General features: G+C 29.7%; 22 protein-coding genes and 1 pseudogene. 16 read left to right on the top strand and 7 right to left on the bottom strand.

Annotated elements, in window-relative coordinates:
- The first annotated feature begins 14 nt into the window (after positions 1-14).
- A complete protein-coding gene (locus AB3K27_RS08680; protein WP_368490805.1) occupies positions 15-335 on the top strand; it encodes a helix-turn-helix domain-containing protein in 321 nt (106 codons plus the stop codon).
- Positions 336-426: 91 nt separating this feature from the next.
- Here AB3K27_RS08680 and AB3K27_RS08675 read toward each other — a convergent pair whose 3' ends face one another.
- Complete coding sequence (locus AB3K27_RS08675; RefSeq protein ID WP_368488380.1) at positions 427-1,698, bottom strand: IS110 family transposase; 1,272 nt, start codon at positions 1,696-1,698, stop codon at positions 427-429.
- A 270-nt stretch (positions 1,699-1,968) separates the two neighbouring features.
- On the opposite strand from AB3K27_RS08675, the gene AB3K27_RS08670 reads away from it, so the two are divergent.
- A complete protein-coding gene (locus AB3K27_RS08670) occupies positions 1,969-2,190 on the top strand; it encodes a hypothetical protein (RefSeq protein WP_368490804.1) in 222 nt (73 codons plus the stop codon).
- On the opposite strand, the gene AB3K27_RS08665 is transcribed toward AB3K27_RS08670, so the two are convergent.
- Complete coding sequence (locus AB3K27_RS08665) at positions 2,141-2,332, bottom strand: hypothetical protein (RefSeq protein ID WP_368490803.1); 192 nt, start codon at positions 2,330-2,332, stop codon at positions 2,141-2,143. The two genes, AB3K27_RS08670 and AB3K27_RS08665, sit on opposite strands and share 50 nt — an antisense overlap.
- Positions 2,332-2,544 (bottom strand): helix-turn-helix transcriptional regulator, encoded by a 213-nt coding sequence (locus tag AB3K27_RS08660; protein ID WP_368490802.1) that lies wholly within the window; start codon positions 2,542-2,544, stop codon positions 2,332-2,334. Before AB3K27_RS08660 ends, AB3K27_RS08665 begins: the two co-directional genes overlap by 1 nt.
- A gap of 152 nt (positions 2,545-2,696) precedes the next feature.
- Between AB3K27_RS08660 and AB3K27_RS08655 the strand changes: the two genes are divergently transcribed.
- On the top strand, positions 2,697-2,936 hold the full coding sequence (locus AB3K27_RS08655; protein WP_368490801.1) for a helix-turn-helix transcriptional regulator: 240 nt from the start codon (positions 2,697-2,699) through the stop codon (positions 2,934-2,936).
- 180 nt (positions 2,937-3,116) lie between these two features.
- Here the strand turns inward: AB3K27_RS08655 and AB3K27_RS08650 are convergent, their stop codons facing one another.
- Together AB3K27_RS08650 and AB3K27_RS08645 are read right to left on the bottom strand one after the other, a co-directional pair.
- Positions 3,117-3,374: a hypothetical protein gene (locus AB3K27_RS08650; RefSeq protein WP_368490800.1), complete on the bottom strand. Its 258-nt coding sequence runs from the start codon at positions 3,372-3,374 to the stop codon at positions 3,117-3,119.
- Positions 3,374-3,592, bottom strand: a complete 219-nt coding sequence (locus AB3K27_RS08645; protein ID WP_368490799.1) for a helix-turn-helix transcriptional regulator — start codon at positions 3,590-3,592, stop codon at positions 3,374-3,376. The genes AB3K27_RS08650 and AB3K27_RS08645 overlap by 1 nt, the downstream gene beginning before the upstream one ends.
- A gap of 165 nt (positions 3,593-3,757) precedes the next feature.
- Between AB3K27_RS08645 and AB3K27_RS08640 the strand changes: the two genes are divergently transcribed.
- The 3 genes from AB3K27_RS08640 to AB3K27_RS08630 are packed head-to-tail and all read left to right on the top strand — an operon-like array spanning position 3,758 to position 4,761.
- Complete coding sequence (locus AB3K27_RS08640; RefSeq protein WP_368490798.1) at positions 3,758-4,063, top strand: helix-turn-helix domain-containing protein; 306 nt, start codon at positions 3,758-3,760, stop codon at positions 4,061-4,063.
- 22 nt (positions 4,064-4,085) lie between these two features.
- The gene (locus AB3K27_RS08635; RefSeq protein WP_368490797.1) at positions 4,086-4,406 is read left to right on the top strand and encodes a hypothetical protein; all 321 of its coding nucleotides are present in this window, start codon (positions 4,086-4,088) and stop codon (positions 4,404-4,406) included.
- Between the two features lie 46 nt (positions 4,407-4,452).
- Positions 4,453-4,761 (top strand): hypothetical protein, encoded by a 309-nt coding sequence (locus AB3K27_RS08630; protein ID WP_368490796.1) that lies wholly within the window; start codon positions 4,453-4,455, stop codon positions 4,759-4,761.
- Positions 4,762-4,778: 17 nt separating this feature from the next.
- Here AB3K27_RS08630 and AB3K27_RS08625 read toward each other — a convergent pair whose 3' ends face one another.
- Positions 4,779-5,006, bottom strand: coding sequence for a helix-turn-helix transcriptional regulator (locus tag AB3K27_RS08625; protein WP_368490795.1), 228 nt, complete (start codon positions 5,004-5,006; stop codon positions 4,779-4,781).
- A gap of 178 nt (positions 5,007-5,184) precedes the next feature.
- Between AB3K27_RS08625 and AB3K27_RS08620 the strand changes: the two genes are divergently transcribed.
- The 9 genes and pseudogenes from AB3K27_RS08620 (at position 5,185) to AB3K27_RS08580 (ending at position 10,953) form a co-directional block, all read left to right on the top strand.
- Complete coding sequence (locus tag AB3K27_RS08620) at positions 5,185-5,598, top strand: helix-turn-helix domain-containing protein (RefSeq protein WP_368490794.1); 414 nt, start codon at positions 5,185-5,187, stop codon at positions 5,596-5,598.
- Between the two features lie 43 nt (positions 5,599-5,641).
- A complete protein-coding gene (locus AB3K27_RS08615; RefSeq protein WP_368490793.1) occupies positions 5,642-6,013 on the top strand; it encodes a hypothetical protein in 372 nt (123 codons plus the stop codon).
- A 26-nt stretch (positions 6,014-6,039) separates the two neighbouring features.
- On the top strand, positions 6,040-6,375 hold the full coding sequence (locus tag AB3K27_RS08610; protein ID WP_368490792.1) for a hypothetical protein: 336 nt from the start codon (positions 6,040-6,042) through the stop codon (positions 6,373-6,375).
- A gap of 91 nt (positions 6,376-6,466) precedes the next feature.
- A complete protein-coding gene (locus tag AB3K27_RS08605) occupies positions 6,467-7,537 on the top strand; it encodes a type I restriction endonuclease (RefSeq protein WP_368490791.1) in 1,071 nt (356 codons plus the stop codon).
- A gap of 7 nt (positions 7,538-7,544) precedes the next feature.
- Entirely contained in the window at positions 7,545-7,760 is a 216-nt protein-coding gene (locus AB3K27_RS08600) for a hypothetical protein (protein ID WP_368490790.1), read from the top strand.
- A gap of 378 nt (positions 7,761-8,138) precedes the next feature.
- Entirely contained in the window at positions 8,139-8,318 is a 180-nt protein-coding gene (locus tag AB3K27_RS08595) for a hypothetical protein (RefSeq protein WP_368490789.1), read from the top strand.
- A gap of 160 nt (positions 8,319-8,478) precedes the next feature.
- Positions 8,479-10,164: a recombinase family protein gene (locus AB3K27_RS08590; RefSeq protein ID WP_368491203.1), complete on the top strand. Its 1,686-nt coding sequence runs from the start codon at positions 8,479-8,481 to the stop codon at positions 10,162-10,164.
- Positions 10,142-10,681: pseudogene (locus AB3K27_RS08585) on the top strand (FAD-dependent oxidoreductase); the annotation flags it as partial. The gene AB3K27_RS08590 and the pseudogene AB3K27_RS08585, both read left to right, overlap by 23 nt.
- A gap of 2 nt (positions 10,682-10,683) precedes the next feature.
- Positions 10,684-10,953, top strand: a complete 270-nt coding sequence (locus AB3K27_RS08580) for a helix-turn-helix domain-containing protein (RefSeq protein WP_368490788.1) — start codon at positions 10,684-10,686, stop codon at positions 10,951-10,953.
- 90 nt (positions 10,954-11,043) lie between these two features.
- On the opposite strand, the gene AB3K27_RS08575 is transcribed toward AB3K27_RS08580, so the two are convergent.
- Positions 11,044-11,322 carry a hypothetical protein gene (locus tag AB3K27_RS08575; RefSeq protein WP_368490787.1) on the bottom strand — a complete coding sequence of 93 codons (279 nt, stop codon included), beginning with the start codon at positions 11,320-11,322 and terminating at the stop codon, positions 11,044-11,046.
- A 321-nt stretch (positions 11,323-11,643) separates the two neighbouring features.
- Between AB3K27_RS08575 and AB3K27_RS08570 the strand changes: the two genes are divergently transcribed.
- Complete coding sequence (locus AB3K27_RS08570) at positions 11,644-12,105, top strand: DUF3189 family protein (RefSeq protein WP_368490786.1); 462 nt, start codon at positions 11,644-11,646, stop codon at positions 12,103-12,105.
- Positions 12,106-12,268 lie beyond the last annotated feature (163 nt).

Genomic DNA, 12,268 nt, shown 5'->3' with positions numbered 1-12,268 from the left:
GGACGGTTTAAAAAATGCAAATTGGTGAAAAAATTAGAAATATAAGAACATCTAAAAATCTAAGTGCTGATAAACTTGCTAAAAAAGCAGGTCTTGGACAATCCACAATAAGCGAAATTGAACTTGGTAAGAAATCCCCTACCATAGTTACGCTTTCGAAAATATGTTCAGCCCTTAATATCACCCTTGTTGAACTTTTTTCTTCTGATTCTCAATTTGAATTAGAAAACATTACCCCTGAACTCAAGGAACTTTTAAATAGTGCTAAGGATTTAACCCCTTCCCAACTTGAAGCTCTTAAAATAACTGCCAAGGCTTTCAAGGACGGGAGGTAACTTGAAAGAAATTCAGGTGTTTTTGAACATGACAAAAAGACCTATTAAAATGAGGTCAAAAAAAGAGACTTATATTATTTATAATTAAAAATCAACTTATTTTCGGTGATATCTCTTGACTTACTTTTGTTACTTCAAAGCCTTGAGCTTGAAGAAATAAAATAATTCTATCTATATCAGGTTGAAAATGTCGAGAAGTGTTTTCTCTTTTTAGATATTTTTCATAAATAGAATTATCAAAGGCTTCATTTTTTAAAAGCATATTATAAATACAGGTTAAAAGCATTCTTGCTATAGCAATAATTGCTCTTTTGTGCCCACGTCTTTTCTTTATACTTTCATAACGATATTTAAAGTATGGGCAGGACTTGTTTTTTATTGCTGCATTAGCACACTGAATAAGTATTGGCTTTAAATAAGCTCCGGCACGGCTTATACGAACACTTTTCTTTTTGCCAGCACTTTCATTATTTTGTGGTGTAAGACCTGCCCAAGAACACAGATGTTTAGCATCTGGAAAGACTGACATATCCACTCCAATTTCAGAAATTATAGTTGTAGCAGATTGTGTAGTTATCCCAGGGGCAGAAGCAATAAGCTCAATTTGTGACTTAAATTCACTTGAAATTAATGAAATGGCAGTATCAAGTTGAGAAATACAATTGTTAATATAATCATAATGATTCAAGCATACAGACATCTTTGCTGTTTGATTTTTAGAGATGCTTCCTTGCATAGCAATCTTAATTTCGTCAGCCTTAGATAACATACTCTTGTGTAGAAATTGAGTATAGTCTATATCTAATTTATCAGGATGCTCCATGGCATATTTAATTATAGCTGATGATGATTTACCAAAGGTATCTGATACTACGCTTGAAATCATGATATTTGAAACTGTTAATGAATTTTGGAATCTGTTTTTCTCACTTGAACGGAAATTTGTAAGTTTAAAGCGATAGCGCATAAGGTCTCGTAGTTCTCTTATGGCCTTTGGAGGAATAAAACTTCCTTTAACTAATCCATGCTTATGTAAGTCTGCAAGCCATAGAGAATCTTTTTTATCAGTTTTTTTGCCGGGAATGTTTTTAACGTACTTTGGGTTAGCCAGAGTAATATTACAGGAATCTTCAAGTATGTTATAGATAGGTATCCAGTACTTTCCGGTGCTTTCCATACAAACTTCTTTACAGTTATGCTCAGATAACCACTCTTTTAAATGGAAAAGATTCTTTGAGTAAGTACTGAATTGTTTGGTTGCATAGGTAGTGATGTTATTCTCATTGGTTGATGTTACAGTTGCAACTACAAATTTTTTGTGAACATCAATACCGCAACAAATAGAATAAACGATTTTTAACATTTATATCACCTACAAATAAAAAAATAAAGTACACAGGTGTTGACTGAATACTCATACTTTTAAACGGTCTTTGTTTAAACAAAGATTAACTTACGTGCCCTAGGGCACACTTATTTGTACTTAAAAGAGTAATCGGCACATGTTATTATACGGATTACAGTGAAGTGCAATCACACTCACCCCGCCGTGCTCTGTAGTACACCTGTATACTTGTCTATATTATTCACAGTAATTGGTAATTTTAATCACTCTTTCATTAATTTTTGTGCCTTGAGCACAGCGAAAGGAATGAATGTTATTATGTCAAAAACCAATAAAGAACTCGCTGTGGATGTTGTCATTGCTATGATTAACTCTAACCCTAAAACTACTATAAATAACAACAATACAGTTTCCTGGGGTTTTGGTGCAAATATTAATACTGTTACTAGCGCCATTAAGTCTATTTGTAAGACTCTTGATTCAATTGATAATAACCAGACAAGCAGTTAGTAATATCAATCATAGCTAAAGAAGCTTTTATTAAAAAATCATATTGCTCAGGTTCGATTGTTTCGCTTGAAACTATTTCCTGACATTGATTTTTTAATAAATTAAATTGCTCTGTTAAGCTTTTTAAAATATCTGCATTCATCACACGACCTCCTTTACTTCATCTAACTCCAGCAGTTTACTTATCGGTACTTCTAGGGCTTGGGATAGCTTTAGTGCTTGTTCAACATTGGCTATACTTTTACCGGTTTCTATATCACTAATTGTAGTTTGCGGTATGCCGGTTTTCTTAGATAAAAATGCCTGTGACCATTTGAGTTTAGTTCTTACTTGTCTAAGTTTTTTGCCGAACATTATTAAGAACCTCCTTTTTACTTCTTAACGATGTATCGTTAATATTATTATATTATTACTTTTATAAATTGTCAACGATCTATCGTTAAAAGTTTTTCTATTATTTTGATATAATTGTTTTAACGGTAATTCGTTAACAGGTGGTGTTATTATTGAACATATCAGAAGCTACAGCTGAAAGAATACTTGAACTATGCAAAAATAAAAACATAAGTGTAAATAAACTTGCATCTATTTCGGGACTCACACAATCAACGGTAGATAGTATAATTAATGGTAAAAGTAAAAATCCTCAACTTAAAACCATTTTAAAAATATGCTATGGTGTTGAAATTCCTTTGTATGAGTTTTTCAAATCACCTGTTTTTCAAAATATTGATTTTGATATTTAGAAAGGTGGTGATAATTAATGAAAGAGCATATATTCAATTTGTCAATTGAACGTATGAAACAATCTGAATTTGATGAAGTCTTTAATAAATTCACATCCCTTGGATGGAAATGCAATGGTACTTGGGATCTTGCTAAAGTACATACTTTCATTCAATTTGTATGGAACAAAGCAGATGATCCTATTTACCCACAGGGATTTGAACCAAGTACAAAGCCTGACCGGATTGACTTAAACAAATTCCCACGGCCTTTGTAGATGAGCAAACCATAGGAAGTGGTATCCCATTACTTTTATTAATAATTTCATCATATAAATTTTTATCAGTAGTTAATATTAAACGTACTGGTTTATCTATTTTGTATTCAGTTGTATAATCTGATTGCTCTTTAACTGATACTTCAGGAGCAGTCTCATTAACCTGTCGCTCTTCATCCATCACACGACCTCCTTTGCTTCGTTTAGCCCCAAAAGTTCGCTTACTGATACCTCTAATACCATGGATAGCCTTAACAGTATATTTGTAGATGGATTTTCTCTATCCCCAGTTTCTAATAACGCTATATAGGCAGGAGTTACTTTGGCTCTTTCTGCCAGCTCTCTTTGCGATAAATTTTTTTGTGCTCTATATTTTTTAATATTATTTTTTAGGTTCATTTTTAAATGCACCTCCTAACTTTAATTACATTATACTTACTTTAAGTTAGCATGTCAATATAAATATTTACTAAAAGTTAGCATTTATATTAATTACGTTGTTTAAAAGGATAAAAATTAATAAAATAAACTTAAGTATGCTAACTATTAGAAAGCAGGTATATTATGAATGATGTAGCTTTTGTTGCTAAAAGAATAACTGAATTAAGATTGAGTAAAAATATCTCTAGTAGAAAATTAAGTCTTGATTTAGGTCTATCAAATTCATACATAACTCAAATTGAAAACGGAAATAAATTACCATCTTTAGATAATCTATTTAAAATATGCAACTATTTTGGAATAAGTATTAGTGATTTCTTCAATTCATCTTCTATTACTCCTGAAATAAGAAATCTACTTGATGCTATTCGTGACCTTAGTCCAGAGCAATTGGAGTTGTTATCTAAATTTATACAATCCCTAAAATAAATTCTGAAAGGATATGATATAAATGCCTTCTACCGAGAAACTATTACAACAAATACTTGATTCTCAAAATAAAACCAACGAACGTCTTAATAATCTTGAATCTCGATTTGGTACACTTGAATCAAAATTTGATGGTCTTAAATCTCAAACATCAGAGAATACTCAGATCCTCAAAGCATTAGAACATAGCTCCCAAGTACATAAGGCTGAAATAGATAATTTAACCCATGCTGTTGCTGAATTATCCGGTGATGTAAAATCAATTAAAGCTGCTGTAACTAAAGGCGAAAAAGCTTATGATTTCCTTGAAAACTTTAACAAGTTTTCTACATCTGAGAATTAGCTATATTTGATTTTGGTATTTAAAATAAATCGAAAGGAATGATTCCATGAACAATGAAGAAAAAATATTAAAAGTCCTCGAATCAATGCAATCTCAACTTAACGGGCTTGAATCCAAATTTGATGGACTTCAATCTCAAACATCTGAAAATACTCAAATTCTTAAAGCTCTTGAACATAAAGTAGATGTCATAAAAGCTGAACAGGAAAATATGAAGCATGATTTAGCTAATATTTTCGGTGATATACAATCAATAAAAAAAGATGTTGATATACTGTCAAAAGATGTAGCTTTTATTGAAAGTGCCACTGGTAAGAATATCATGGATATAGCTTACCTTAAATCTGCTAGGTAGATGGAGCTTTGCATCCATCACACGACCTCCTTTTGGAATTCTTGTATATTTTGCTTATTGTGAAAGCTATTATTAAAAAAAATTTCATCCATTGTAGCTTTAAATATTTTTTCTAACTCCTTTGCCCTTAATAGAGATATTCCTCTATTACCGTTTTCTATCATATTATAGGCACTAACTGAGATACCTAACTTTTTAGCTGTTTCTTCTTGAGTTAGATTATTTTTTTGCCTATAAAATTTCATTTTATTGTTCGTTCCAATCACCTCCTTGTTTCACAATAAGCAAAGTCTTTATCTTTATTATACTTTCACATTATGAGAAAGTCAATGCTTTATTCTCATTTTGTGAAAAATATTATATTTTAATAAACTATCTGCTATAATAAGTTTAAATTCACTAATTGTGAAAGGAAAATAATAGATGGAAAATAATATATTAGGAAATAGAATACGAATTTTACGTGAAGAAAAATCTATAAGCCAATTGGAATTGGCTAAAATACTTAACATAGCTAATACAACATTGTCTCAATACGAATCAGGCAAAAGAATTCCTAGTGATTCTATAAAGAAAAAAATAGCTGATTATTTTAACGTTTCTATAGATTATTTACTTGGAAGAACGGATGTTAAAAATTCATATGACTCCGCCGATAAAATAACTGAATCTTTAAATGACGATCCTGAATTGGCTCAGTTTTGGGATTCATTAAAAGATAGAGAAGATTTAAAACTACTATTTAAGCAAACTAGGGCTATGCCTCCTAATGATATAAAAAAAATAATAAGAATTATAAAAGCAATTGAAGATGAAGAAGATAGAAATGACGGATAAACATATATCACATCTATAAAATATATTGAAAGGGGGAAGTAATGTGGAAGAAGATAAAACTTTTGATCTTATGACTAAAATGTATTCTGAAATGCAACAGAATCTTAAAAGCATACATACTGAAATGCAAAACGGATTTAAAAATGTAAATGAGAGAATAAATTCTGTAGAATCGGAAGTTAAAAAGAATTCAGTACTGCTTGAAAAACAAGGCAAAGATATAAAATTACTGGCTGAAGGTCACAAAAATTTATCTGAGCAAATGGATCATAAATTTGCAGAAGTAAATGAAACAATAGAAAGAAACTACACTTTGCATGATAGAGCTATTAAAAATATTTCTAAAACATCAACTAAAGGTGAAAAAGCCTACGATTTTATAAAAGAATTATCCAATAAAAATTTCAGAGACTAAATTGTAATGTTATGGGGGATGATATTATGGACATATTGGATAAGCCTTTGTTAAGGGCACTTTTAAACGAAGACATTCCTTTCTATGAAGTTATGAATGAATTTGATATAAAGACCACCATAGCCTTCAGCATTCCAGCAAATACATTAGGTTTTGTTTATTTAAGCAGACGTGAAAATTATCATCTCATACTAAATGGCAATGTAAATTATGAAACTCAATGCCATGTTTTCTTGCATGAAGTAAAACATATAGCTGAAGATATGCCTAGTATCGGATACATAATAGGATTGGACATGCAGTATACGTGTATGGAGCTCTCTGCCGATAATATAGCTAATAAATTGTATAGCATTAAGTAACTTACTCAAGTTTATAATTTTGAGTTTTTATTTTTACACTTTTGAGAAAATTTTGTAATTATATGTAACATATGAGAAAGGATGAAGTTGAATGGAAATCAAAGAAAAAATACAGGCATTATCAGATAGAGCTGAAATGTTAGTAACTCAGATTAAAACAGAGGAGGCAACCAAGCAGTCATTAATATTACCATTTTTTCAAATGCTAGGTTATGATGTTTTTAATCCACTAGAATTTTGTCCTGAATTTGATGCTGATTATGGTGTAAAAAAAGGTGAAAAGGTTGATTATGCAATCCTTATAAATGGGGCTCCTATAATTCTTGTGGAGGCAAAAGACTGCAATGATAATCTTGATAAACATGGCTCTCAACTTTTTAGATATTATACCACGTCACCAGCTAAATTCAGAATTTTAACTAATGGTATAAAATATAGATTTTACGCAGATTTAGATGAACCAAATAAAATGGATGAAAAACCATTCTTTGAAATTAATCTATTTGATTTAAAAGACAGTTCTATTGAATATTTAAAACGCTTTTCTAAAGATGAACTGGATATAGATGCCATCGTTAATTCTGCATCAGAGTTGAAATATACAAGCCTTATAAAAGATTTTCTAAAAAAACAAATAGAGAAACCATCTGAGGATTTTGCTAATTATATATTAGGAGAAATATACGAAGGTAGAAGAACATCTTCCATTATAGAAAAATTTATCCCTATAGTAAAAAAATCACTCAATCAATTTATTAATGAAACTATGAGCGATAAATTTAGAGAAACACTAAAAGGAACAGATCCAGAAGTTAATGATAAATCAAAAGAAGAAATTGCTGTTACAGATGATATCGTGGAAAATAAGTATAAAGTTCTCACTACAGTAGAAGAACTTGAAGCATACGCAATAATAAAATCAATTCTTAGAAATACTATCGATTTATCACATATTACATATAAAGATACTGAATCATATTTTGGAGTCTTATTTGATGGTAATACAAGAAAGTGGATCTGCAGGTTATCTCTTAACGTAAAAAAAATACTGACATTACCCAATGAAGATAAAACTCATACAAAATACGAATTAAATTCTTTAGATGATTTATACTCATATTCAGATAGATTGATTGAAGTATTAAATAGATATATTAATTAAATTTAACGTGTACATAGATTATCTACTAGGTAATTCAAATAATAGAAACATTGATGAATCTAAAATTTCCGAAATAGATAAAAAACTAATAGATGATATAACTTCTTTAGATGATGATTTAAAAAAGGAAGCTGAAAAATATATTGAACTACTTAAACTTAAACAGAGCCTGGATAAGAATAAAGACGAACAATCAGCCACCTTGGATCAAGGCGTTTGTTAAATGATTTAAAGAAAAGATATTAAAAAACTTACAGCTATAAACCTATTTGATATAAATTTAATAAATAAAAGATTAATTTAAATGAAGGAACTGCAAATGTTCCTTTATTTAAATTATGTATTTTCTATTACATTGTAACAAATAGTTAACTATTTGTCCATATTTAGATAAAAAAATATATATATTTTATCTAAATATGTTGAATTATCCATTATATCTTATCTAATTTATACAAAAATATATTATTAAGCTATAGCTAAAATATGTTATAATATTTACCAAGAGAATAAAAATGTTTTTAGTTAGTCACCTCCCAGTGTTTTATCTCTTACAAAAGAGGTCGTTGCGGTTAATCTGACAACAGAGGAGGTGGCAAATTTGAGTGAAACTATCATTGCATTAGGATTTATATGTGCTACATCACTTGGCTTAACAGCTATGGTGATTGTAGGAACATATTTAAAAGATAGACTTGAAATTAAAGGTAAGTCTTCGGTTCATAAGTTAACTGAAAATGAAATTTCTATAACTGCTGAAGATAAAAACTCAAAAAATTAAAAATGCACCCTTCCTACAAAGTGCATCTTTAATAACTAAAAACAAACTGCTTAAAACCGCAACGGCTTCTTTTAAATATATTATACCACAATTATATTAAATTTAAACTCATTTAAATTTATTTTTATAAATTATAGTATTTTTTAGGGATGTGATTATCATAAAAGCAGCCATATATAGTAGAAAATCATTATTCACAGGCAAAGGTGAATCTATTGAAAATCAGATTCAGCTCTGCAAAGAATATGGAGAAAAAAATTTAAATTTAAAAGATGACAATTTTATAATATATGAGGATGAGGGCTTTTCAGGTGGAAATACAAACAGGCCTAAGTTTCAAGAACTATTGAAAGACGTAAAAAAGAAAAAATTTGACGTCCTAATGTGTTACAGACTTGATAGAATAAGCAGAAATGTCGCTGACTTCTCAACTACATTAGAATTGCTACAACAACATAACATATCTTTTGTAAGTATAAAAGAGCAATTCGACACTTCTACTCCTATGGGTAAAGCTATGGTATATATAGCCTCTGTATTTGCCCAACTAGAAAGGGAGACCATAGCAGAGAGAATTAGAGATAATATGATTCAACTTGCCAAAACAGGAAGATGGCTTGGGGGGCAAACTCCTCTAGGATTTAACTCTGAAAAAATACTTTATTACAACTCTGAAATGAAAGAAAAATCTATGTATAAACTTTCCCCTGTAAAAGAAGAACTTAAAAAAGTTAAATTAATTTACAATAAATATATAGAATTTGGCTCTATATCCTTAGTTCTTAAATACTTATTATCTAATAATATAAGGGGTAAAAACGGAGGAGATTTTGCATCTATGTCTATAAATGATATTTTAAGAAATCCTGTGTATGTTAAGTCAGATGATGGAGTTTTTAAATATTTATCAGATTCGGGCATAATTACATGCGGCACTCCTAATGGTAATGGTATTATGACCTATAATAAACGTAATTCAAAGTATGTTCTTAAAAAAAAGACTGAATGGATTGCTGCAGTAGGAAAACACGAAGGAGTTATAGATAGCAGTACCTGGCTAGAGGTTCAATTTCGTTTAAATAAAAATAAAAAGAAAGCCAATCCAAGACAAGGAACTTCTAAAAAATCTTTATTATCCGGGGTTTTAAAATGTGCTTTGTGTGGTGCTCCTATGCGCGTAAGCTATGGCAGACCTAAAAAAGATGGAAGTGAAAGAATCTATTATTATATGTGTACAATGAAAGCTCATTCAGCCAAAAATAGATGCAATAATCCTAATGTAAAAGGTCCAGAGCTTGAAAAGGCCATTATCGAAAATATTAAACAACTAAATACAACCAAGATACTAAAAGAATTACAAGTTGCCAAGAACGAAGCTGCAGCGTCTATTGAAAATAATTTTACTGAAACAATAACTAAAGAAATTAAAGATAAAAGCGATCAAATAAATACATTATTGGAACAGCTATCTCATACAAATGCAAATAATTCTATTGCATCTGAATTTATAAAAGATAAAATTGAATCCTTAGGAAATGAAATAAAAAAATTAAATCTAAAACTAGAGAAGTCTAAAGATACTAAACAAGAAAACATACAGAAGAAATTAAACTTTGAAATAATAGAAAAATCATTACATGAATTTAATTCATCTTTTGATATGATAAAAGACACTTCTAAGAAAAGACTTATACTTGAGAATATAATCGATAAAGTTTACTGGAATGGCAATACCGGTGATGTTGATATTCAGTTATGGGGAAGTAAAAAAAAAACACACGCTTCGTCCTATAGTTCGCTAAATATGTCGCAATACAATACATCATGCTCACGCCTGGTTGTATGATGTAAATAAAATCGAACCAATTGTGAGGAAATACATTCTAGATAAAGGAATAAAACTAAACTTAATATCACGGGTAGTAGATGTTGAAATGAAAGGAAATAAAATCAAAGGTATTTATACCTCTAATGGAGAGTATGAAGAAGGTGATGTATTTATTGAAACCACAGGTTCTACAGGTCCTATGGGAAATTGTATGAAATACGGAAATGGATGCTCTATGTGTATATTAAGGTGTCCAACTTTTGGTCCAAGAATAAGCATAAGCAACTGTGCAGGAGTTGAAGATTTTCATGGAGAAAGGACTGATGGAAATTATGGAGCTTTCAGTGGTTCTTGTAAACTTGCTAAGGAAACTTTATCTAAAGATCTTGTAAATAAATTAGAAGAAGATGGTGCGGTTGTTCTTAAAGTTCCAAAAGAAGATATAAATTTGGATAAACTAAAAAATAAAGTTTGCCAACAGTATGCCTTAAAAGAATTTGCAGAAAATATAGTACTTCTTGACACTGGACATGCAGTATGAACAAAACTGCAACATATAGAAATGTATTTAAAGATATTGAAAACTCTACTTCTACAATATATTATACACTTCCTGAAAAAACAATTGCACAAAAAATTTATAAATTAAGAATGATCAAAGGATATACCCAACGTGAATTTGCTAAAGTTTGTTCTATAGGCTATTCTTCTTTATGTAAATATGAAATAGGAACATCAAAACCTAATCGTGTCAATTTGAAAAAGATATGTCAAATTTTTAATATGTCTATTGATTATTTTTTATAGAGTACAACAAGGGGAATATTGAAATCCCCTCTTTGTTATCTTGTTTATTTTATGCAATAAATCCTTATCCAACAAAACCACATTAGGAGTTTATCCTCCTATCTGGTTCAGCTTTTTCTTTAGTTCATTAATTGTTTGTTGATGTTTTTTTATCTGTTTAAAAAGCTTAGCATATTCATCATTTTCCATTGAATCCACATTGACTTCATAGAACTTCTTTCCGATTTTTGCATAAACCTTATTGATACTATCTTCCTCTTTGTTGATGCTCATATTGATTTTAGTTATTTCGACGAGTTCCCCTGATTTTTTAGCAGCCGCTGACGCTGCACTCCCGACTGTCTTATTTAAGTTATCAAGAAATGACATATAATCGATTCCCCCTTACTATGATGTAAGTTCACCACCAGATTTACCAAACAAACATTAATCTATTTCATTATTATATTAGGATTTTTCAATAAATAATCTAATAGCAATTTGTAATATACAATGTATGCACTAAATATCCATATGTTCTTACATAGAAATTGTAGAAAATATAGAGATTTTAACGAATTGGTTAAGTTTACAGATTGTAAATTAATGTAGCTAGATATGAATAAAAATTCCTATAAATATAATATTTTTTAAAAATATAAGCACACTATACATAATTATAAAATTCATCGTGGAAGTAGGTGTAATAATATGATAGTTATATACCATGATGTAGGAGGAACTCATTCTACGTCAGTAGCAGCTAATATACATATTAATAAATTACCAATGGATAGAATACCAAATAAAGAGGAACTCCTTAGTTTGCCAACCTTTGATAAAATTGAAAAAGATCAAATTGGACGGTTAATGTATATTGGAGAAGACGAATTTAATACAAAAGTCTATACTTTAGCTAGAAAATACAATGCAAATTTAGTTGTACGTGCCATTGAGGATATGTACTCAGTTTTACATGGTAGTAATAATGGACTTTTTATTGTGAATACTAAACCAGTTGTTAATCTACTTATGAATATAGGCGGATATACTTCAAGGAAATTACATTGGGTAAGCTTTGGCAGACCTATTGTAACAAAAGGAACACAGCAAGCTTACATGAGTATAGTTAATTTAGTTAAGGGCGTAAAAAATAATTTAAAATCAAACTAAATTTCTAAAATAAATATAAAATGTTTGGAGTTGGGTATAATAGTTAATATCATAAGAATACTTATCTCATTAAATTAGTTTTATCATTGATAAAAGCCCTGGGGTTGACCTGGGGCTTTTATGTTCTTTCAGTTTTATTAATAAGCCTTAAGTATCTTAGATT

Origin of the sequence: Clostridium sp. BJN0013 (assembly GCF_040939125.1) — a bacterium.
Taxonomy (GTDB): domain Bacteria; phylum Bacillota; class Clostridia; order Clostridiales; family Clostridiaceae; genus Clostridium_B.
This window is presented reverse-complemented; position numbering and strand designations above follow the sequence as displayed.

Coding starts and splice junctions, on each gene's coding strand:
- AB3K27_RS08680 (WP_368490805.1), top strand. CDS start 15: ATGCAAATTGGTGAAAAAATTAGAAATATAAGAACATCTAAAAATCTA.
- AB3K27_RS08675 (WP_368488380.1), bottom strand. CDS start 1,698: ATGTTAAAAATCGTTTATTCTATTTGTTGCGGTATTGATGTTCACAAA.
- AB3K27_RS08665 (WP_368490803.1), bottom strand. CDS start 2,332: ATGAATGCAGATATTTTAAAAAGCTTAACAGAGCAATTTAATTTATTA.
- AB3K27_RS08660 (WP_368490802.1), bottom strand. CDS start 2,544: ATGTTCGGCAAAAAACTTAGACAAGTAAGAACTAAACTCAAATGGTCA.
- AB3K27_RS08650 (WP_368490800.1), bottom strand. CDS start 3,374: ATGGATGAAGAGCGACAGGTTAATGAGACTGCTCCTGAAGTATCAGTT.
- AB3K27_RS08645 (WP_368490799.1), bottom strand. CDS start 3,592: ATGAACCTAAAAAATAATATTAAAAAATATAGAGCACAAAAAAATTTA.
- AB3K27_RS08640 (WP_368490798.1), top strand. CDS start 3,758: ATGAATGATGTAGCTTTTGTTGCTAAAAGAATAACTGAATTAAGATTG.
- AB3K27_RS08635 (WP_368490797.1), top strand. CDS start 4,086: ATGCCTTCTACCGAGAAACTATTACAACAAATACTTGATTCTCAAAAT.
- AB3K27_RS08630 (WP_368490796.1), top strand. CDS start 4,453: ATGAACAATGAAGAAAAAATATTAAAAGTCCTCGAATCAATGCAATCT.
- AB3K27_RS08625 (WP_368490795.1), bottom strand. CDS start 5,006: ATGAAATTTTATAGGCAAAAAAATAATCTAACTCAAGAAGAAACAGCT.
- AB3K27_RS08620 (WP_368490794.1), top strand. CDS start 5,185: ATGGAAAATAATATATTAGGAAATAGAATACGAATTTTACGTGAAGAA.
- AB3K27_RS08610 (WP_368490792.1), top strand. CDS start 6,040: ATGGACATATTGGATAAGCCTTTGTTAAGGGCACTTTTAAACGAAGAC.
- AB3K27_RS08605 (WP_368490791.1), top strand. CDS start 6,467: ATGGAAATCAAAGAAAAAATACAGGCATTATCAGATAGAGCTGAAATG.
- AB3K27_RS08580 (WP_368490788.1), top strand. CDS start 10,684: ATGAACAAAACTGCAACATATAGAAATGTATTTAAAGATATTGAAAAC.
- AB3K27_RS08575 (WP_368490787.1), bottom strand. CDS start 11,322: ATGTCATTTCTTGATAACTTAAATAAGACAGTCGGGAGTGCAGCGTCA.
- AB3K27_RS08570 (WP_368490786.1), top strand. CDS start 11,644: ATGATAGTTATATACCATGATGTAGGAGGAACTCATTCTACGTCAGTA.